General features: G+C 44.1%; 20 protein-coding genes and 1 riboswitch. Of the genes, 15 read left to right on the forward strand and 5 right to left on the reverse strand.

What is annotated here, in order from left to right; translation table 11 throughout:
- Positions 1-12 precede the first annotated feature (12 nt).
- On the forward strand, positions 13-1,452 hold the full coding sequence (locus AC0NJP_RS11980; protein ID WP_474699942.1) for a M20 family metallopeptidase: 1,440 nt from the start codon (positions 13-15) through the stop codon (positions 1,450-1,452).
- 84 nt (positions 1,453-1,536) lie between these two features.
- Here AC0NJP_RS11980 and AC0NJP_RS11985 read toward each other — a convergent pair whose 3' ends face one another.
- Positions 1,537-2,946, reverse strand: a complete 1,410-nt coding sequence (locus AC0NJP_RS11985; protein ID WP_474699943.1) for an amino acid permease — start codon at positions 2,944-2,946, stop codon at positions 1,537-1,539.
- Positions 2,947-3,195: 249 nt separating this feature from the next.
- Positions 3,196-4,098 carry a fumarylacetoacetate hydrolase family protein gene (locus AC0NJP_RS11990; protein WP_474699944.1) on the reverse strand — a complete coding sequence of 301 codons (903 nt, stop codon included), beginning with the start codon at positions 4,096-4,098 and terminating at the stop codon, positions 3,196-3,198.
- Between the two features lie 291 nt (positions 4,099-4,389).
- On the opposite strand from AC0NJP_RS11990, the gene AC0NJP_RS11995 reads away from it, so the two are divergent.
- From AC0NJP_RS11995 to AC0NJP_RS12010, 4 genes are all read left to right on the forward strand, one after another.
- Positions 4,390-5,862, forward strand: a complete 1,473-nt coding sequence (locus tag AC0NJP_RS11995; RefSeq protein WP_474038810.1) for an SLC13 family permease — start codon at positions 4,390-4,392, stop codon at positions 5,860-5,862.
- A gap of 162 nt (positions 5,863-6,024) precedes the next feature.
- Complete coding sequence (locus AC0NJP_RS12000; protein WP_474038809.1) at positions 6,025-6,441, forward strand: MarR family winged helix-turn-helix transcriptional regulator; 417 nt, start codon at positions 6,025-6,027, stop codon at positions 6,439-6,441.
- Positions 6,442-6,483: 42 nt separating this feature from the next.
- Positions 6,484-6,927 carry a universal stress protein gene (locus AC0NJP_RS12005; RefSeq protein WP_474038808.1) on the forward strand — a complete coding sequence of 148 codons (444 nt, stop codon included), beginning with the start codon at positions 6,484-6,486 and terminating at the stop codon, positions 6,925-6,927.
- Positions 6,928-7,135: 208 nt separating this feature from the next.
- Positions 7,136-8,914: an HD domain-containing phosphohydrolase gene (locus AC0NJP_RS12010; protein WP_474699945.1), complete on the forward strand. Its 1,779-nt coding sequence runs from the start codon at positions 7,136-7,138 to the stop codon at positions 8,912-8,914.
- On the opposite strand, the gene AC0NJP_RS12015 is transcribed toward AC0NJP_RS12010, so the two are convergent.
- Positions 8,909-9,811 carry a LysR family transcriptional regulator gene (locus tag AC0NJP_RS12015; RefSeq protein WP_474699946.1) on the reverse strand — a complete coding sequence of 301 codons (903 nt, stop codon included), beginning with the start codon at positions 9,809-9,811 and terminating at the stop codon, positions 8,909-8,911. The two genes, AC0NJP_RS12010 and AC0NJP_RS12015, sit on opposite strands and share 6 nt — an antisense overlap.
- A 146-nt stretch (positions 9,812-9,957) precedes the next feature.
- On the opposite strand from AC0NJP_RS12015, the gene AC0NJP_RS12020 reads away from it, so the two are divergent.
- From AC0NJP_RS12020 to AC0NJP_RS12055, 8 genes are all read left to right on the forward strand, one after another.
- Complete coding sequence (locus tag AC0NJP_RS12020; RefSeq protein WP_474699947.1) at positions 9,958-10,749, forward strand: fumarylacetoacetate hydrolase family protein; 792 nt, start codon at positions 9,958-9,960, stop codon at positions 10,747-10,749.
- A 147-nt stretch (positions 10,750-10,896) separates the two neighbouring features.
- A complete protein-coding gene (locus tag AC0NJP_RS12025; RefSeq protein ID WP_474699948.1) occupies positions 10,897-11,766 on the forward strand; it encodes a LysR family transcriptional regulator in 870 nt (289 codons plus the stop codon).
- Between the two features lie 382 nt (positions 11,767-12,148).
- Complete coding sequence (locus AC0NJP_RS12030; protein ID WP_474699949.1) at positions 12,149-12,994, forward strand: fumarate hydratase; 846 nt, start codon at positions 12,149-12,151, stop codon at positions 12,992-12,994.
- 15 nt (positions 12,995-13,009) lie between these two features.
- A complete protein-coding gene (locus AC0NJP_RS12035; RefSeq protein WP_474038802.1) occupies positions 13,010-13,567 on the forward strand; it encodes a Fe-S-containing hydro-lyase in 558 nt (185 codons plus the stop codon).
- A gap of 32 nt (positions 13,568-13,599) precedes the next feature.
- Positions 13,600-15,309 (forward strand): FAD-binding protein, encoded by a 1,710-nt coding sequence (locus AC0NJP_RS12040; protein WP_474699950.1) that lies wholly within the window; start codon positions 13,600-13,602, stop codon positions 15,307-15,309.
- A complete protein-coding gene (locus AC0NJP_RS12045; protein ID WP_474038800.1) occupies positions 15,309-16,268 on the forward strand; it encodes a succinate dehydrogenase/fumarate reductase iron-sulfur subunit in 960 nt (319 codons plus the stop codon). The genes AC0NJP_RS12040 and AC0NJP_RS12045 overlap by 1 nt, the downstream gene beginning before the upstream one ends.
- On the forward strand, positions 16,265-17,122 hold the full coding sequence (locus AC0NJP_RS12050) for a CoB--CoM heterodisulfide reductase iron-sulfur subunit B family protein (RefSeq protein ID WP_474038799.1): 858 nt from the start codon (positions 16,265-16,267) through the stop codon (positions 17,120-17,122). The genes AC0NJP_RS12045 and AC0NJP_RS12050 overlap by 4 nt, the downstream gene beginning before the upstream one ends.
- A 194-nt stretch (positions 17,123-17,316) precedes the next feature.
- A riboswitch (cyclic di-GMP riboswitch) is annotated at positions 17,317-17,400 on the forward strand.
- Positions 17,401-17,490: 90 nt separating this feature from the next.
- Positions 17,491-17,928 carry an ATP-binding protein gene (locus tag AC0NJP_RS12055; protein WP_474699951.1) on the forward strand — a complete coding sequence of 146 codons (438 nt, stop codon included), beginning with the start codon at positions 17,491-17,493 and terminating at the stop codon, positions 17,926-17,928.
- A 102-nt stretch (positions 17,929-18,030) separates the two neighbouring features.
- Here the strand turns inward: AC0NJP_RS12055 and AC0NJP_RS12060 are convergent, their stop codons facing one another.
- Complete coding sequence (locus tag AC0NJP_RS12060) at positions 18,031-18,696, reverse strand: GntR family transcriptional regulator (RefSeq protein ID WP_474038797.1); 666 nt, start codon at positions 18,694-18,696, stop codon at positions 18,031-18,033.
- A gap of 296 nt (positions 18,697-18,992) precedes the next feature.
- On the opposite strand from AC0NJP_RS12060, the gene AC0NJP_RS12065 reads away from it, so the two are divergent.
- Entirely contained in the window at positions 18,993-19,133 is a 141-nt protein-coding gene (locus AC0NJP_RS12065) for a hypothetical protein (protein ID WP_474038796.1), read from the forward strand.
- 311 nt (positions 19,134-19,444) lie between these two features.
- Here the strand turns inward: AC0NJP_RS12065 and AC0NJP_RS12070 are convergent, their stop codons facing one another.
- Positions 19,445-20,419 carry a P1 family peptidase gene (locus AC0NJP_RS12070; RefSeq protein WP_474699952.1) on the reverse strand — a complete coding sequence of 325 codons (975 nt, stop codon included), beginning with the start codon at positions 20,417-20,419 and terminating at the stop codon, positions 19,445-19,447.
- Positions 20,420-20,568: 149 nt separating this feature from the next.
- Here AC0NJP_RS12070 and AC0NJP_RS12075 point away from each other — a divergent pair, with 149 nt between their 5' ends.
- Positions 20,569-21,003, forward strand: a complete 435-nt coding sequence (locus AC0NJP_RS12075; RefSeq protein ID WP_474699953.1) for a Fur family transcriptional regulator — start codon at positions 20,569-20,571, stop codon at positions 21,001-21,003.
- Positions 21,004-21,015: the final 12 nt, after the last annotated feature.

Raw genomic sequence — 21,015 nt, forward strand, 5'->3', positions numbered from 1 at the left:
GGATGTTTACCTATGGATAAACAAGACTTGGAAGAGTGGCTTGACCGTAGAGCAACAGAATTTACGGCAGCTAGTGATCTCGTATGGAGCTATGCTGAAACACGATTCGAAGAAGTCCAATCAGCTAAACTGTTAGCTGATTGGCTAGAACAAGCAGGTTTTACTGTTGAGCGAGGAACAGCTGGCTTGGATACTGCTTTTCAGGCGTCGTTTGGTCAAGGCAAGCCAGTTATTGCACTCTTGGGAGAATATGATGCTCTCTCGGGTCTTAGTCAGCAAGGCGATGTCGCTGAAAAAAAGCCGATTACGCCAGGCAACAGTGGCCACGGTTGTGGTCATAACTTGCTTGGTGTCGGCGCTTTAGCAGCTGCCATGGCTGTAAAAGAATATCTTGCTGCTAACCATGTTTCTGGCACGGTTCGATTTTATGGTTGTCCCGGTGAAGAAGGCGGTTCAGGCAAGGCCTTTATGGCGCGAGAAGGCGTATTTGACGATGTGGATGCTGCTTTGACTTGGCATCCTCATGGTCACAATGCGGTGTATTCGGTACGCACTTTGGCCAATTATCAGGTTTACTTTCGGTTTCATGGTAAAAGCGCCCATGCTGGCGCGGCGCCGCATCTGGGACGCAGTGCTTTGGATGCGGTAGAATTGATGAATGTAGGCGTGAATTATCTTCGAGAACATGTTATTCCCGAAGCAAGACTTCATTATGCCGTAACCAATACGGGCGGTAGTGCGCCGAATGTGGTACAGGCTGAAGCGGAGGTTCTTTATTTAATACGGGCGCCGAAGTTAAAACAGGTTCAAGAAATCTATGATCGCGTTTGTAATGTTGCCAAAGGCGCGGCGCTTATGACTGGGACCGATTGTGAGATTGTTTTTAATAAAGGCTGTTCTGATTGTCTGCCTAATGATACGCTAGAAAAACTTTTGTATGAGAATTATCTTACTGTTGGTGCGCCGCAGTGGTCAGAAGCGGAACTGACTTTGGCCCGAAAGATTCAGGCGACTTTAGCTGATTCTGATAAAGAGAACGACTGGAATGTAGCCAAGGCGCTTATGGGCAATCAGGATAAAGCGCTGCTAGCGGAGTTGAAGCAAGTGCCTTTAGCCCATAAGATCTTGCCCTATCAGCATGATTCGATGCTGCTTACCGGATCAACCGATGTGGGCGATGTGAGCTGGATTACGCCAACGGCGCAGATTAGCGCCGCTTGTCAAGCTTTTGGTACGCCAGGTCATTCTTGGCAGACTGTGTCGCAGGGAGTGACGAGTATTGCCCATAAAGGCATGCTCACAGCGGCTAAAGTATTAGCAAAAACGGCTGTTGATCTCTTTTTAGCGCCGGATTTGCTAGAAACAGCAAAGCAAGAACTTATTGAAAAACGTGACGGCGAAGACTATAAATGCCCAATTCCTGCGGGTATAAAACCTTCACCTGCGAAGTAAAATCATAAAAAGCAGTTCTTTGTCACGACATAGTGACGAAGAACTGCTTTTTTAGTTGAAAATGATTGTGTTATAAGGCGCGCGTTAACCTACTTCTTTTAAGGCTAGCGGCGCTTTCTTTTTAGCTAGTATACTATGACGATAGCCATAGAGTCCGTAAAATGCCAAGCCAATAGCCAACCAAATACTATAGCGAACCCAGGTCTCTGTGGGAAGGCTGTAAATAAGATACAGGCAAGAGATAATGGCTAAAGGGGCTACCACATGAGCATAGGGACAGCGAAAGGGACGATGGGCTTTGGGATCGGTGCGGCGCAGGACGAGTACGCCCACAGCTGTAGCCAAAAAGGCGAAGAGTGTGCCGATGTTTACCAATTCAGCCATAATATTTACCGGTGTAAAACCAGCAATCACTGCTACAATAATTCCCGACAAGGTAGTGATAATGTGAGGCGTGCCATATTTAGGATGTACTTTGCAGATGGCAGCAGGGATGAGTCCATCGCGCGACATGGCAAAGAAAATACGAGTCTGTCCATACATTACGGCAAGCAGAACCGTCGTAAGACCGGCAATCGCACCTGTACCGACCAGGGCGGAACCGATATTATAGCCGATTTCGCGCAGGGCGAAGGCGACAGGTTCAGCGTTATTTAACTGATCATAAGGGACGACGCCTGTCAGTACTGCTGATACGGCAATATACAAAATAGCGCAGATAATCAAAGAACCAATGATGCCAATAGGCAAGTCGCGATTCGGGTTTTTACATTCTTCCGCCGCTGTAGCGACGCAATCAAAGCCAATATAGGCCAAAAACATGGCGGCAGCGCCAGTGACAACACCGGACATGCCAAAAGGCAGAAAGGGAGACCAGTTTGCTGGATTGACTTGGGGACCAGCGAGAACAAGAAAGAGAAAAACGGCGCCTAACTTCACGGCAACGAGAATTTTATTCAGTTTAGCGCTTTCCTTCGTGCCGCGTAGCAGCAAGAGGCTTAAGAATAGCAGAATCAAGACAGCTGGGAGATTGATTATGCCTCCATCAGCTGCTACGGCTGTGAACGTCTTAGGTAGCAGGACGCCAGCCGATTTAAATAAACCAGTTACGTAGGCGGACCAACCAGCAGCCACCAGACTGGCTGCTAGCGAATATTCCAAAATTAGGCTCCAGCCGACAATCCAAGCGAAAAGTTCGCCTAAGGCTGTGTAAGAATACGTATAGGCACTGCCAGCCACGGGAACGGCTGAAGCAAGTTCTGAGTAGCAGAGAGCGCAAAAGACACAGGCGATTGCCGAAAGTACGAGTGAAATAATAATACCAGGTCCGGCATAGGTTGCGGCAACTACACCAGTAAATACAAAAATGCCTGTACCCATAATACAGCCTACGCCAAGTAGGACCATGTCAAGAGCAGTCATGTTTTTGGCAAGTTTGTTGTGAGTTTTTGCCTCTTGCAGAGAAGAAAGGGTTTTAGTGCGAAACAAATTCATAGCAGTTCACTTCTTTCAAAAAAAATTACACAAAGCTACTGTAATGACTCTCAACAGTAAGCCTTCTGTGTACATGTGTAATAATATAACACATGTACAGCGATGATACCAAGGAAAAGTTTTTCTAAGACGGAAAGTAATACAAAAGTCTTTATAGAGTGAACAAAAAAACAAACCTGCCAGGAAATGCTATACGGTGGAAGCCGATACATTTCTGCAGGTTTGTTCTTTGCAATGAACTGTGAATTCTTAGGCTATAGTATTTTTTAAAACTCCCAAATGAGTAATCGAAAGTTCCAGGGTATCACCGCTTTGCAAGAACTTCGGCGGTGTAAATCCAGCTCCGACGCCAGCAGGCGTTCCTGTAGCGATTATATCACCTGCTTCCAGTGTCATTGTAGCGGAAATGGTTGCCAAGAGGGTCGGGATATCAAACAAAAGGTCACTGAGCGATGCTTCTTGACGCACTTCGCCATTTACTTTCGATTGAATCGTTAAGGATTTAAAGTCGGCAATGGCGCTTTGGTGAACAAGGTAAGGTCCCATAGGGCCGGAAGTATCAAGGTTTTTTCCTAAGAACCATTGATTATGCCGCTTTTGCAGATCTCTTGCTGTTACGTCATTAAAAATTGTATAGCCGAAAACATAGTCCCAGGCAGTTTCTTTCGTGATGTTTTTACCTGTTTTGCCAATCACGACAGCAAGCTCTACTTCATAATCCAGGGACTGGGTCATTTCCTTATGGCTTTGAATTGATTCATCAGGGCCGATGACGGTCGTGGGCGCTTTGGTAAACACGACAGGATAGAGGGGAACATCAGCGCCAGGATCAAATTCTTTGGCATGAGCCGCGTAATTTTTGCCGATGCAAAAGATGTTTTTTCTTGGGCGAGGAATCGGTGCTAAGATTTTTACTGCCGCCAAGGGGAGCAAATAAGATGCTTCTAGGTCAGCTTCGGCAGCAGTGGCAATCTTTTTTACTGTACTTAAGGCTTGTTCTCCTTGGTCGATCAGGCCCAGGAGGGAATGCGGCAGTGTTGCTGTTTTACAGTAGCGCTCTTCTGCTGCTAATAGGGGAATAATTTTTTTACCGTCTTGAGAAAGTAACCCGATTGTTTCTACATCGCCGTAACGGTACGTCAAAAAGTACATAAAGCCACCTGCTTTCTGATAAGTTATTACCTTATTAGTATACAAAAGAAAATATCAGAAAAGAAAGCGAAAAAAATAAATTTTTCTGATTTTTTTAAAAGGATTTATCTATTTTAAGCAGAATAAATAATCAGGAAGTGCTATCATAAAATTATATTGAAAATTTTGAAGATTGAAACAGGTGTACCAACGGCTAAACATTCCATGTTTTGCCAATCCGTTATTTTGCGAAGGAGGTGAAAAGAAGGTTTGGCCAGATGATAAAAAAGACGAAGAAAAGAGGGATTGGTAATGGCGCAAAACGGTCAAATTACTGGTAAACAAATTTTATGGCTTGTTCTTGGCTTTGCTGTAATGCTAGGAATTGCCTTCGCCCCAGTGGCGGCGGGATTATCTACGGCAGGTCAAAGGGTCCTTGGCGTTCTAGCCTTCGCCGTTATTATGTGGGTTACGCAAGCTGTTTCCTATCCGGTCAGTGCAATTGGTATTATTTTATTTTTGCTGTTGTTTCTTGGATTTTCACCAGTACAAGGTGTAACTGGTCCTGTTCTAGGCACAGCAAAAGCAATTCCCATTGCCTTAAGCGGTTTCGTGAATTCAGGCTGGGTTTTGGTTGCTGCTGGTTTATTTATAGCCGGAGCTATTTTATCGACAGGCTTAGAAAAACGGATTGCCTTAAATATTTTGCGGGTTGTCGGAACAAAAACAAACCGTGTTTTTGCTGGCATGATGATTGTAATGCTTGTTCTTGATTTTCTCATTCCCTCGATTACCGCAAGAGCTGCGACAATGACTCCTATTGCTATGGGACTCATTGCGGCGTTCCAAGTGGATCCGAAAAGTGTATTTGCGCGTAATTTGCTTGTCTGCATCGCTGCTTCCGCCTCTATTTCTGGGATTGGCGTCCTGACAGCTGGTGCGCCGAATCCTGTGGCATTATCGTTTATTTCCGGTGTGCTGAAACATCCAATTTCCTGGGGCGAGTGGCTGCTCTATGGCATGCCCTTCTGCCTTGTGCTTATGGTTGTTCTCTACTTGTTAATTACGCGGCTTAACACCTTTGAATTTTCTGAGATTCCTGGCGGCAAAGAAGCAATTAACAAGGCGATTGCTGACTTAGGTCCTATGAGTCAAAACGAAAAGAAAATATCGGTGATTTTCTTTATTACCATTTTACTTTGGTCAACAGAATCTTTTCACAAAATTGATGCCAATACAGTTTCCGTTTTAGCTGTTTTCCTCATGCTCTTTCCGAGCATCGGCGTTGCCGCTTGGAAAGATGTGGCTGGCAAAATTGACTGGGGCACAATTCTACTGTTTGGCGCTGGGATTTCTCTCGGTGAATCGATGCTCAAATCAGGTTCGGCTATTTGGATGGCCAAAACGTGTCTGGGCGGTCTGGGTCTTGGCGCTTTATCGCCAGGTGTTATGATGGTGATTATCGCCGTAGCGCTGCTCATCATCCGCTTCGCCTTTGCTAGTATCACTTCGGCGACAGCCGCGCTTGTACCGACAGTACTTGGTTTTCTTGTAAGCCTCAATAATCCAGAGCTGCCTATGTGGGGCATGACGCTCATTGCGACATTTACCGTTTATTTTGCCTTTATTCTTCCGGTAAATTCGCCGCAATCCATGATTCCTTACGCCACTAATACCTTTGAAGTAAAAGACATGGCTAAGATCGGTATACCTCTGACAATTATTTCTATGGGGGTCTTGGCCCTCTTTATCTTCACCTATTGGCATTGGCTCGGTCTTGTTTAATTTTTAAGCGCCGCTGAAGAGCGGCGCTTTCTTTTTTTTGCGGCAGGGAGAGGCCTTTTCTTTGTAGAAATAATCCACTATCAATAAATTTTAGAATGCATCTTTTGGTGTGATTGAGCAATTGGAAGAATTGCTTATTTTGATTGAGTAGGGGTTAGAAATATGGATGAACAAGATCAGATGATTCACCAGCTATATCAAACGACTCGCGCTATATCCAAAGGATTGAATCAGCGCTTAGAGCCGGCAGGAATTTATACTTCGGAGTGGACTATTTTAAAGATTCTCAAAGAACAGGAAGCCTTGACGCAGATTGCTTTGGCCAATTATTTGAATGTGGAACCAGCGGCTATCTCTAAGACGCTTGTCAAGTTAGAAAAAAAAGAACTTGTCGTAAGGCAGGTTGGCCAGGATAAGCGGGAAAAGATTATTTCATTAACGGCAAAAGCGCAGGAATCTTACGAAATGTGGCAACAGATTGTCGGTGAGCATCGACGGCAGTTTTTGCAGGATATTTCGGCAGAACAGTTGACTTTGATGCGACGCTTATTGCAGACGATGGCAAAGCATGCCAAGTAAATAGTGCAGCAGTTTGGGCGATGGCGCAAAGGAGAGAGGGGTATGTTTCATAAAATTTTAGTCCCAGTTGACGGGTCTGATACCGCATTACTTGCGGTAAAATACGCTCGGAAGCTGGCGGGGAAATTTAGCAGTGCTGTTACTTTGCTTCATGTGATTCCGAATGTGGCAGTTGTTCCTGGAGCGGTACCGATGCCTGATACAGTTTTAGCGAAGCTTGATGAAACTGGAAATACGGTTTTGGCACAGGCTGCAGCTTACTTTGCCGACTATGATGGTCGAGTCTATCAGCGTCTGGAGTATGGACCGCCAGGAAGAGTGATTACTGAAATTGCTTTAGACCACCACTTTTCCCTGATTATTATGGGGCGGCGAGGGCTGAGCAATGTGACGGCTTTTTTCTTAGGCAGTGTCAGCAATCATGTAGTACAGCATGCCCCTTGTCCAACTATGATTATTAAGGATCAGGAAAAAACAGCAGAGTAACTCTATGAATAGGATTCTGGTCGGTAAAAACGTCTAGAGTTCTATTTTGTAGTTTTATCTGCGATTTAGGACTTTAGTGGGGGATTTTTTAGAAGGAGAATTTTTGTCAAAAGCGAAAATAATTGTAAAAATAGGAAAAATGTGAATTTTATGATTGCCGAGCTGTGCAGCAAATGAATGATCCTTGCGATGAAAGAGGGAGTTCATAATGAGTCTTCGAATAAAACTGTTTTTGACAACGGCAGTCACGTTGGTTCTTTTTATCTGGCTTTTTTCTTTGGCCATTACGCATCAAGTCGAAAAAAGAGTTCTGGAAGATGTAACGCAGACTATGGATAGTAAGACAAGACAGGCAGCGATGACGATTGACTTTTGGTTTCGGGAGAGGTCGCTATCCTTAGAAGCTTTTGCTAGCGAATTAGAACGTCATAAATTAGATCAAAAATCACCTGAGTTGAGAGAAAATATGCTCTCTTTTTCCCGGCGTTTTTCGGACCGTTTTGCTAATAGTCTGTTTATCGGTTTTGCGAATCATCAGCTTGTGTCAATCGTGAATCGTTCGCAGCAACAACTAGCCGCGTTTGATCCGACGGTTCGCCCGTGGTATCAGCAAGCTTTAGCGCAGCGACGGACCATCATCACGGAACCTTATAACGATTTTTTTTCTGGTAGACAAGTTGTTACTCTGGCTGTCCCAGTAAAAGAACTCAGTGAGTCAGCTGTTTTAAGTACTGATATTTTTCTCGAAGAACTGAAGCCCATTGCGGATAAAATTCGCTTTCATCCTTTGGCGCAAATTGCTTTTTTTAGCCGAGAAGGCAAGGTTATTTATGATCCTGATGGCATTTTTGCCGCGACACCGGACGAATCTATTTTAATTGCGGCGGATCGTGATACTCGTTATAAGACGTTGCAAACTATGTTTGCTCAGGAAAGTGGCTTTCTTTATGATTCGGGAGGACAGGGGTATCAAGTGTTTCATACTTATGTTCCTTCAACTGGTTGGGTCATTATGACCAGGATTCCCTCAGCCGTCTTTTATGAAGCAAGTCGACAGTTGCAACAGTATGCGATTGGCGCTTCCGTTTTGGCGATTTTACTTGCGCTTATTTTTTCCTCTATTTTTGTCCGGCGCATCGTTTTACCTTTAGAGGAAATGGCCCAAGTCGCTCATACCATGGGCGGCGGGAATCTGAACGTGGCTTTTTCGCCGCAGAAAACACCAGAATTAAAGAATTTGGCGCTTTGCCTGGAAAGTATGCGAAATCAGATCTTATCTCTTCTTGACGGAAAAGATGAAATGGTAAAAGAGGCCAATGCCAACAGACAGGAAATCCAGTCTCTTTATCAACAGATGATTGCTTTGAATGCGGAACTGAATAAAGCCTTTCAGGAGAAAGATGCAGCAAATCTTGCTACGATTAAAGCGTTAGCCGATGCCGTAGAGGCCAAAGATTCTTATACGCGCGGCCATAGTGAGCGTGTTTTAGAGTATTCTTTAATGATCGGCAAAAAAATGAAACTAAGCGAAGCTCAAATGGAGTTTTTAAGCTATGCGGCTATTTTGCATGACATCGGCAAAATTGGAATTCCCTTTAAAATATTAAACAAGCCAGGGAAGCTGAGTGCTGATGAATATAGTGTCATTCAGCAGCATCCTCAGATTGGCTATAAGATTATAAAAAATATCTCCTACCTAAGGGAGGTAGGAGAAGCGGTTGTACAGCATCACGAATGGTTTAATGGTCAAGGGTATCCGTCAGGCCTTAGCGACAGAGATATTCATCCGATGGCGCAAATTTTAGCGGTAGCTGATGCCTACGATGCCATGACCAGTCTGAGAGTTTATCGTAAGTCTTTATCAAGGGAACAGGCTTGTGCAGAGCTGCGGTCTAAGGCTGGCATTCAATTTTCACCGACTATTGTCAAGACTTTTTGTGAAGTCCTTGAGCAAGAAGGCGAGCAGTCAAGCGCTGCTATATCATAGGGCATTCCTTTTATCGCTAGTATGAGTATAGCGGCGCGTAAAATCGATAAAGGTTTTGCCAGCTAGCGGCAGCGATGTGTCGGGAAGCCAAATCAGTCCCATGGTGAGAAATAGCGCTGGAACGAGTGAACGGGAAATCAAAGAATCCTCTTGGTTGATGCAATCGACTGGCAGAAAAGAAATTCCTACATCCTGAGCTACGAGCGCTTTAATCGTTTGGAACTGATTTGTCGATATGGTAATGTTTGGTGCAAGACCTGCTTGGGCATAATTGTCTAAAATAATTTTTCGCAGGAGATATCCCTCATTGTAGAGAATGAGGGGTTCTTTATTTATGTCGGGAAAAGACAAGGTTGGTTTTGCAGCAAGGCGGTGGTGCGGTGGTAGGCAAACTGTTATTTCCTGAGTGGTAATCTGGTGAGAGCACAGTGGTAAAGCCGCTAAATTATCAGGAAACATGACCAGAGCGGCATGAACACTTTTTTCCAGAACAAGATTGACTGCGGCTGCTGATCCGTCATCTACTACGAGCATATCTAAGGCTGGATAACTTTTTTTGAAAGCGGCAAACAAGGCGGGGAAGACATAAGCTCCTAACAGTGGCGGCACGGCTAGGCGAAAAGTATCGTGAGATAGTTTTTTATATTCAGCCATAGTATTTTGCAATGATTGAAAATGATCGAGAAATCCTTTAGCCAGTTCTAGGAAGATTTTTCCCTCGGCTGTGAGCTGGACGCGTTTTTGGCTGCGGTCTAAGAGCGAGAGTCCTAACTCTGCTTCTAGTCTAGTAACTGCCTTTGACACGGCAGGCTGCGAGACGTGGAGCGTCTCGGCGGCGGCCGTAAAATTATGTAAAGTACATACTGTCACAAAATACGTCAGCTCTCGAAGCTCCATGGTGATTCACCTTGCCTTATTATGAACTATAGTTATCATATCATGATTTTTTGGTATTTCAATTTTTTTTGACAACGGCGTATAATGAGCTCACCAAATTTATTTGATTCTTTACAAATTAGTTAGAAAGCAGATTGGTGAGAATTATGAAGGAAGTATGTAAAAAAATCGTCCGTTATCAGACACAAGACGACCAGATTCGTTATGGTTTAATCCAGGGAGAAGAAGTCTTCCGTTTAGCAGGCGATTTTGCGGCTATGGCAGCAGGCGACTTTAGCTTGACTGGCGAGAAAATTTTGTTAGACGCAGTGAAGCTCCTTGTTCCAGTAGAACCGACGAAAGTCGTTAATTTTGGTTGGACCTATGCTGGTCATGCCCAGGAAACTGGCGGACAGGCCAATTTGAGCGAGCCCTTTCTCTTCCTTAAGCCCTTATCGTCGCTCATTGCTACCGGTGAAACAATTTCTTTGCCGCCGACTACCTTAACAAATAAGGTGGAACTAGAAGGCGAAGTTGCTTTGATTATTGGTAAACGCGGTAAAAATGTCACTGAGGCTGAGGCACTTGACTATGTATTTGGCTATACTGTTTTTAATGACGTAACAGCAAGAGATCTTACGAAAAGCGATCCCCAGTTTACCCGAGGTAAAGGGTTTGATACTTTTGGTCCCATTGGACCGTGGATCGTTACAGATCTCGACCCGTCGGATCTTAAAATTACAACAACTTTAAATGGCACAATCGTGCAACAAGGCAGCACGGCGCAAATGTCCCTATCGATTCCTTTCTTGATTAGTTGGATTTCGCAGGTAATGACATTAGAGCCAGGTGATGTTTTGGCGCTTGGCTCGCCTTCAGGCACTTGCCCGATGCAAAGCGGTGACGAAGTGACGGTTACTGTTGCGGGAATTGGTACTCTTGTGAATTATGTAAAGTAATGTATTGCTATGAAAAACAACAAAAGCTGCTTCTTGTCAATGCGCTTTCTTCGGAAAAGCTTATACAAGGAGCAGCTTTTCTCTGTTCGAAGTATGCTATACTAAAGAAAAGAGCCGATTGTCTTAGTGCGATTGAGGGGGCAGTGTATGGAATTACGGCAGCTGGAGTACTTTCAAATGGCAAGCAGGCTTGGCAGTATTACTAGGGCTGCCGAGCGACTTCATGTTTCGCAGCCGAGTATTACGAAAGCGATTCAGAAACTGGAAGGAGAGTTAAATGTACAGCTTTTTGATCGCAGCCAGAAACATCTAGCCTTAACACCAGAAGGAGCTGTTTTTTTAGAGCGAATAGAAAAAGCTTTGCATATGATTGATGACGCCTTATTTGAGCTGAAGGATTATCAGCAGCTTCAAAAAGGCGCGATTAAAATAGGCATTCCCCCTATGGTAGGTTCTTATTTGTTCCCAAAGATTTTTTATCATTTTCGTAAGCAATATCCTAAATTAGAAACGTTTATTTCCGAGGAAGGCTCTTTGATGATTCGTGATAAATTAGAAAAGGGCGAATTGGATTTAGGAATTGCCATTATTAATGAAACACCGTCTAATCTGCAGACAATTCCTTTGGCAGTGCATCAAATTCTTGTTTGTATGCCGCCCAATCATCCCTTAAGCGAAAAAGAAAGTTTGTCGGTATACGATCTCGACCAGGAGCCCTTAATTATGCTTAAAGAAGATTCTTATCATCGTCGGGTGATTGCTGAAAAGTTTTCTAAAGCCTCCATTTTACCGCAAATCGTCTTATCATCAAGTCAGGTAGAAACAATCAAGGGATTAGTCGTAAGTGGAACAGGCATTTCTTTTTTGTTAGATGTAATTGCGCAAAAGGAGCCGCTGCTTGTTACTCGGCCCTTTTCTGAGCCGCTGCAAGTTCAAGTAGGTCTTGTTTGGAAAAAGGAGGGCTATTTGAGCCGCGCTTCGCGGGCCTTTATGGATTTTATGCAACAGTATATATAAAATGGTTACGAAATGAAACCTGTTAGAAAAACTTGTCTGTTTAGTTACTAGACGAGTTTTTTATTTGCTATGCAAGAAAATTATGAAATATAGCCTATGTCTATGATAACATGACGAATAACTATTTTATATTTTCGCCAGAATCTGCTAGTCTATTAAAAGAGAAAAAAATCACAAAGTAAATAAGGCTGGCGGTGACAGTAGGCGAGAAATAGGATATACTGTTAGATAATAAATCTTTTTGCTTTACGCTGGCTGTTTTGATTAGGCTGATTTTTCAGGATACACTAGTCGGGATAGGCGGCGTAGTTTGGGTTTATAGGTATTTGCCTAAGCTGATTTTGCCTACTATACTTAAAGGTTAATTAAGGGAGGAAGTTTCATGCGTAAAATTGAAGCCTCGCAAATCACAAAAGCCGTTGCTAAATTGGCTACTGATGCCAACTACTACTTATCTCATGATATTTACGACGCCTTAGTAGAAAATCAGAAAGTCGAACGCTCTCCTCTTGGCAAAGAAATTCTCGGCAAACTTGTAGAAAATGCCGATATTGCTCGCGCCGAAGATATGCCGATCTGCCAGGATACGGGGATGGCTGTCTTGTTTGTGGAATTAGGGCAGGATGTACAAATTGTCGGTGACAGTCTGGCTAATGCTATTAATGCAGGTGTAGCGAAAGGTTATACGGAAGGGTATTTAAGAAAGTCCGTTGTGGCTGAGCCCGTATTTGAACGGAAAAATACGCAGGACAATACGCCGGCGATTATTCATGTGGAACTTGTTCCTGGCGATAAGTTAAAACTGCTGCTAGCGCCAAAAGGTTTTGGCAGCGAAAATAAGAGCGCGATTAAAATGCTTGTACCAGCTGATGGAATTCAAGGAATTAAGGATTTCGTTGTTGATACTGTAAAAAAGGCGGGATCAAACCCTTGTCCGCCCATGGTTGTTGGCGTAGGAATCGGCGGAACCTTTGAAAAATGCGCATACCTTGCGAAGAAAGCTTTGACTCGTCCAATTACATCGAAAAACGAAGATCCTCGCTATGCCAAATTAGAGGAAGAACTGATGGAGTTAATTCGTAAAACTGGTCTTGGACCGCAAGGACTCGGCGGTGATGTGACGGCGCTTGGCGTCAATATCGAATGGTATCCGACGCATATTGCCGGGATGCCTGTTGCAGTCAATATTAACTGTCATGCCACCCGCCATGCGGAAGTGGAACTTTAAGAGGAGGTTACGAAAATGGCTGAAGCAATTCGCATTACTACCCCTTTAACAAAAGAAAAGGTACAATCCTTAAAAGCGGGTGACAGTGTTTTAATTAGCGGCGTGATTTATGCAGCTCGCGATGCAGCTCATAAAGAAATGACCGAGGCGCTTGCTCGCGGTGAAAAACTGCCTGTTGATTTGACTGATCAGGTTGTATATTATGTAGGACCTTCGCCAGCGAAACCAGGTCAACCTATCGGTTCCGCCGGTCCGACTACGAGCGGTCGTATGGATGCCTATACGCCAGCTTTGATCGAACAGGGACTGCGCGGCATGATTGGCAAAGGATATCGTTCGAAAGAAGTCGTAGACGCTATGAAAAAGCACGGCGTAACTTATTTCGCTGCGATTGGCGGCGCCGCCGCTTTAATTGCTCGTTCCGTAAAAAAATATGAAGTGCTGGCTTACGGTGATTTAGGTCCAGAAGCCTTGGCGGCACTTACGGTAGAAGATTTCCCTGCGATTGTTGTCATTGACTGTGAAGGCAATAATTTTTATGAACAAGGCCAAAAGCCTTATGCGCAAATCTAAAGATAGCGTAAAATTTTGGATTGAGGTGACATATGCTTACTTTTGACGTATTAGTAATCGGCAGCGGCGGCTCCGGTATGCGCGCCGCGCTGGAAGCGGCAAGGCAGGGCGATTTAAATGTAGCTTTGATGACGAAGGTATTTCCGACCCGCTCGGCTACAGCGATGGCTCAGGGCGGCATTAACGGCGTTCTGAAAAATGCCGATGCGACCGATACTTTAGAAAAACATATTTTCGATACTGCTAAAGGCAGTGACTATTTGGGCGACCAAGATGCCATTGAATTTTTCTGTAATATGAGTCCTGACTGTATTAACGAGATAGACTATTTTGGCGTTCCCTTTTCTCGTGACAAAGAAGGTCGTATTTCTCAGCGTAACTTCGGCGGTCAATCTTCACCGCGTACTTGTTATTCCGCTGATAAAACCGGCCATGTCATACTGCATACCATGTACGAGCAGTGTTTGAAGCATGATGTAAAAGTGCTGCAAGAGTGGCAGCTATTAGATGTTGTCGTAGAAGACGGCGAACTGCGCGGCGTAGTGGCGCTACAAATAAAAACAGGTGAAATTGTGCCGATTGCCGCGAAAAGTGTAGTCATCGCTACAGGCGGCGCTGGTCGGATGTATTGGATGCGTACAACCAATCCCTTCACTTCTACTGGCGATGGTATGGCAGCTTGTTTTAGAGCAGGCGTTGCCCTAAAAGATCCGGAAATGGTGCAGTTCCACCCGACAGGCCTTGCTAGCACCGGAATTTTGATGTCAGAAGCAGTGCGCGGTGAAGGCGGCTATCTTATCAACCGTCTTGGCGAACGTTTTATGAAGCGTTATGCCCCGGAAAAAATGGAACTTGCTACGCGTGACGTTGTTGCCAAAGGCATTGAAACGGAAATTAAGGAAGGACGTGGTTTTGGCGAAGGCATTACTGCCTACGTTCAGGTCGATGTACGTCATTTACCAGAAGAAGCGATTATCGAGAAACTTCATGGTATTCGTGATCTGGCCATTTCTTTTGAACATGTTGATCCTGTGAAAGAACCGATTCCGATTCGTCCAACCTGCCATTATTCGATGGGCGGCATAGACGTAGTCGATTATAAAACCTGCGCTACAGCGGTCAGCGGCCTCTTTGCCGCCGGGGAAGCAGCTTGCGTATCTATTCACGGTGCGAACCGTTTGGGCGGCAACTCGCTTGCTGATGTAATGGTTTTTGGTAAAGTAGCAGGTATGGGCGCTAGCGATTGTGCCAGAAAACGAACGATTGCCGGTGAAACTTTGCTAAGTGAAGCCGCAACAGGCTGGGAAAAACGTTTTGAAGAAGTTGTTTCCCGGACGAAAGGCGCTACCGTTGCGTCGATTCGTGATCGCTTGGCCGAAATCATGTGGTACAATGTGGGCGTATTCCGCAATGAAGCCGATATGGTAAAAGCAGCACAAGTCGTTGATGGTTTGCTTGCTGAATACCAAACTTGCGTAGTCGGCGATAGCAGCCGTGTATTTAACAGCGCCTTCGTAAACTATGTGGAAATGGGGAATCTGTTGACAATTGCCAAGGCTGTTGTAACAGGCGCTTTAGCCCGCAAAGAAAGCCGGGGCTGCCATCTGCGTGATGATTATGCAAAGCGCGATGATGAAAATTTCTTAAAACATACGCTGATCACTAAAGATGGTTCTGATTATAAATTATCCTACCGGCCGGTCGTCATTACGAAGCATCAACCGGCAGAAAGGAAATACTAATGCGACAGATTACCTATAAAATACACCGTTTTCAAGATAATAAGTCCTTTGTACAGGAATACAGTTTTCCTCATGAGCCTGGCAAAACGATTTTATGGGGTTTAATAAAAATTAAGGATACGATGGATCCGACACTGACTTTCGTAGCTGCCTGTCGGTCTGCTGTCTGCGGCGCTTGTGCCGTTCGGGTCAATGGCCAGGCTATGCTGGCTTGTGAAGTTGGTCTTGATGATGTGACAGCGCGCTTTGGCGATACGCTCGAAATTAGCCCGATTCAAAACTTCAAAGTCATTCGCGATCTTGTTGTGGACTGGGAGCCCAAGGCGCAGCGCTTAAAAGAAGTCAAACCGTGGCTGATTCCTGACGAACAGTTTACGGCGAAAAGCGGCTGTCGTCAGTCCCCGGAAGATTTTAAAAAGATACGTCAGCAAGCTGACTGTATTCTCTGTGGTTCTTGTGCGTCTGAATGTAATAAGCTCAGCGCCGATGAAAGAGACTTTTTAGAGCCCTTTATTTTCAGTAAAGCCCAGAAATTTGTGGCTGACTCGCGTGATAAAGATTTTATGGCTCATTTGACGCCAGCCATGGCCAAAGGTCTGTGGAAATGCGTGCACTGTCAGGAATGTGTGACCAAGTGTCCGAAACATTTAGAGCCAGCGGAAGATATATCAAAATTACGGCAAAAATCGGTCCAAGCTGGTATGACTGATAATATGGGTGCTCGTCATGGTATGGCCTTCCGGGATGATATTGCCAAAACAGGTCGCTTAAACGAAGCGACCATGTCGGTAAAAACCGAAGGCTTGTTAAAGTCGTCGACTCGCGCTGCTTTTGCTATGCGTCTTTTTGTTCGCGGCAAATTAAATCCGCTTCATCTGATTCACTCGGCTACGCCAGTGCAGGGAATTGACAAAGTGAGAGCCATTATGAAAGCAGTCAAGGAGGCGGAGAAAGAATGAAATATGGATTTTTTCCTGGCTGTGTCCTCGAAGCGGCGGCCAAAGAAGATATGATGGCAACACTTGCCGTTGCGAAAAAACTAGGAATTGAACTCGTTGAGCTTCCCGGCTGGACTTGCTGCGGCGCCTCTCATGTACAAGATATTGATGAGTTAACAGCTCTGTCCGTGAATGCCCGTAATATTGCTTTGGCGGAAGGTCTGAAGCTTGATATTATGACGGTCTGTAATACTTGTACGCTCATGCTGCGCAAAGCAAAACATGAATTAGACCATGGCATGAAAGAAAAGGTAAACCCGATTCTAGCTAAGGCGGGGATGAAGTATGAAGGAACAAGCGAAATCACTCATTTGCTGTGGGCGCTTGTTCGCGACTATGGTCTTGATAAATTAAAAGGAAAAGTAGTGCGCCCTTTGCAAGGTATGAAAGTGGCTGGTTATTATGGCTGCCATCTGCTAAGACCACCTGAAATTATGAATTTTGAAGATCATGCAGTGCCTCATTCTTTAGAAGATCTGATTCGCGCATTGGGAGCTGAACCGGTCGAGTTTGATGCCAAACTGAAATGTTGTGGCTTCCATGCTGTATATCCAGCGCGTGACAGTGTGCTTAAGATGACGGGAGAAACGAATCTCAGCGCGATTAAAGCAGGGGCAGACTGTCTCGTTACGCCTTGCCCGCTATGTCAGATGCAGCTTGATATGTTCCACCCAGAAGGACAGGCTGCAGTTGGTGCGGCCAAGGAAATCCCTATTCTTCATATGTCGCAGCTCATCGGTCTTGCTTTAGGGCTGTCGCAGGATGAACTGGGCATGAAGCGCCATATTGTTAGCACGGCAGTTTTAAAGCTGTAACCTGATTCGTTAGCTGTAGTTTAAACAATGCTAGAGACCTCTCAGTACAGCGCTTAGCGGCGATGTTTCTGAGAGGTCTTTTGAACACAACGTAGTTGGAATTTTGTAATTTTATGGTGTTTTAGTAAAAAAAACGGCAGTTATTTCCTTGACTTTTTATGAATTTTTACAGTAAAATTAAATTAATTACTTAGTGAAATATTAGGCAAACTTGCCGAAAGGCAAGGACGCAAAGCCTTGGATCTAAGGGTTTTACCTAGGATTGCCAGGCTGCCATGCTGGATCTTTAAGCATGCTCTGAGGTCAGGGGGCGGCTCCCTGCTTTTTGGTATTTCCTCCAGAGCTGTAAAAATGAGGGAGGAAGAAGAATGAGACCGCGTTTAATTGTCTTTTCTTTTTGCGATTATGCTGAATTTAAACTGGTGAGACCACTTGTAAAATGTTTTTTGCAAAAAGTGCTACTAGGACAATATCATATGATGGAAGTTGCTGTGAATGAAGCAGTCAATAATGCCTTGCGTTTTAGTGAAGGCAAGCCTTGTCAGCTCACGATGGATATTTTGCGAGGCAGCGTACTTGTGATTCGCTTGAAGCATCAAGGACTAGGTTTGGCTACAGCGTCAAAACGAGCACAAGATAGTCATAAGTGCCTCGAAGAAGAACTCTGGCGTGAAGGCGGTCGTGGCCTGCTGATTATGCAAGCCGCGGCGGATTGTGTTTTTTACAACAGGCAAGGAACGGAAATATTGTTAGCGAAGATGCTATCAGAACCTTGTTTGTCCCAAAACGACAAAAAGATTACCTGATATGTGCGGCGTAAAGTTGGATTTTTCTTTCTTGGGCATGTTGTAATAAAAAAACACTTGGTTTCGATTAGAAACCAAGTGTTTTTTTATTTTTGCGGGCCTTTAGTGATGGAGGCTGGTAATGTTACGGTGCGCCATACTTACATGATAGGTCATGGCCTTTTCGGCAGCATCAGGATCACGTTTATAAAAGGCATCCATGAGTGTAATATGTTCCGTGATGGTTTGTGATAAACGATTTTCTACAGCAATGGAGTTTAAGCGAGCTGGCTTAATATATTTATGCAAATTGCTTAACGTCAAATTAAGCATTTTGCTGCCGGAAGCCTCATAAATGAGCTGATGAAACTTATTATCTAACTCAGCAATTTCCTCCATATTTTGTTTTTGAGCATAAAACTCCGTAAGATCAACAATTTTTTGTAGTTCTTTCAGTTCATTTTCGGTTAAACGACTAGTAGCCCAACGGGCAGCCAAGCCTTCTAGCAATTGGCGCATAGCGCAAATATCAGCGACATCTTTCGCCGAGATTCCCAGGACAATAGCGCCTTTTTTTGCGGTCGTTTCTACTAAACCTTCTACTTCCAGCAGCCAAATTGCTTCGCGGATGGGGGTGCGGCTTACGCCTAACTCATCGGCTAATTTTGTTTCTAGCAGAATATCGCCGGGGGAATAGGCTCCTTCGATGATTTGCGCTTTGATATGTTGGAATACCTTATTGCGTAGCGAGGTATCATTAGTAGAAAGGAATTCTAAGTCTTTGGGCATAGCGGGCCTCCATTAAAAAAAATTTCACTCTCTAATATTTTATTATAACTTACAAAATACTCTAATAGCTACTAATAAGATAATTATAAATTTTTAGTTAATTTACCTGAAAACCGATAGAACCTCGTAAAATACCTATTGATAGTATAACATGATATTGGCAAAATAGTCCAAAAATAAAAACTTTTTCTTGGGGTATAGCCAAATGAAGCAAAGACTGTTATAATGTATTACATAATTGATGTATACGTTAATTCAAAAATACATCAATTAAAACATGAGGGAGGCGTGATGATATGTTCGTAATGGAAGCCTATGCACAAGAAGAAATTATGGCGCAAGAAGTAGCGAAAGAAATTTTGGACAAAGATCAGGAAGAATTACTGGAAGAACAAAAATGGCTTGATTTTGAACTTGGATTATTTGCCGAACATTGATTGAGTTAGAATGTCAGTAAAAAGTAAAAAATACGAAAGGCAGCGGAGCAAGAAGTTCTATTCGTATTGCGACAATGGCGTCGCACCTAATTGGATAGTTATATCCAGTTAGATGGGTTGCTTTTTTTATACCTTGTCATGCATAAAAATTCGTTTTCGTAGGATTTTTATGAAGGTAGACATTCGTGGCGCAATTAAGCAACGAATCTTCTGGTACGTTGAAACTAAAAAGGATGAAATCCCATTTTAATGATGCACAAGAAAACAAAGAGAGTCCTATTTGCAAGAAATAGCAAATAAGACTCTCTTTGTTATTTTGTAATAGCGTTTACACTGTTTAAAATAGCTTGTTCCATTGCTCTTACACCAAGGACGCCTAGAAAGTCTAGATTTGTATCGACTTCATTGGTAGCCATGGTAAAGATCGTATCACCGTCATGAAGCGTATGAACCGGGCGAATGGTTCGAGCATAAGCATCATGGGTCATAGTGGCTAGTTTGTTTGCTTCCGCCTTGGTGAGCCGGCCATTGGTCATGATTAGACCAATGGTTGTATTTTCTCGTGAGAACGTCACAGGTTTCTGATAATTTGTTTTTAAAATATATTCCTCTGTGTTTAAGAAGGTTTGATGATCATCAGCTAGAGCGCCTGCCAGAATCTTGCCTGTACTAGGTTGAACGATATCGCCTACGGCATTTACAGCAACAAGAGCTCCTACGTAAAGTGAACCAATTTTAAAGCAGGCTGATCCCAGGCCGCCTTTCATAGCATATTCCATGCCACGAATTTTTCCCACTGTCGCTCCGGTACCGGCGCCAATGCTGCCATCTTCCCAGGGGACAGCCTTAAAGGCTTTGGCACAAGCCCTATAAGCCATTGCTTGATTCGGTCTTATGCGCCAGTCGCCATAAGTGAGATCAAATAATACAGCTTGCGGAACGATGGGAACTTTCGTAACGCCCACATCAAAGCCAATTCCTTGTTCTTCTAAAAATTGCATGACGCCGCCGGCTGCATCTAGGCCAAAAGCGCTACCGCCAGATAGAATAATGCCGTGAATCTTCTCGATTGTATTTTCTGGACGGAGCAAGTCGCTTTCTCTTGTGCCAGGAGCGCCGCCGCGCACGTCAACTCCGCCTGTGGCGCCTGCCTGGTTGGTGCATAAGATGACAGTGCAGCCTGTTTTGGCTGTTTCATCTTGTTCATGACCAATTTTTAAGGCAGGAAAGGACTGTAATGACAGAGTCTCAAGTTTTAGCGGGGTGCTTGTTCGTTTACTCATCATACCATCGCCTCCGTTTTTAAAAATATTCGGTATGACCCGGCGGATTCCTGTTTTTACGCTTGGACGCTTCAGTCAGAAAGGGATTGTTAGGCTTGGTTGAATTCGTTATAATGAGAGAAAGACGTAACAGAAGCTGGAAGGTGTTAGAAGTGGAAGAGGTTTTTCAAGCCCTAAAAGAACAAGGTTATAAAATGACACCGCAGCGACGGGCGGTTCTTCGGGCTTTGGCTGAGTCAAAAGAGTTTATGAATGCCCATACGATTTTAGAGAAGGTCAGAGAAACCCACCCTGATGTTGGTCTTGATACAGTTTATCGCAATTTGAAATTATTTATTATGCTCGGTTTTGTCAGTCCTATTAACTATCCGGGGCGCGAAGGAACTGTTTACGAACTGAATAAGAATAAGCATCACCATCATCACTCTGTCTGTCTGTTGTGTGGTAAGATTGAGTGTCTTGATTATTGTCCGGTTCATTTTGATGAATTGAAATCGATGACGGCTGACCAGTTTCGCATGGTGAGTCATTCTTTGGAAATTTACGGCTACTGTAAAACCTGCGAAAAAAATGACACCACCAAATAGAGCTGAATTTTC

The organism is Pelorhabdus sp. sgz311002 (genome assembly GCF_056134285.1).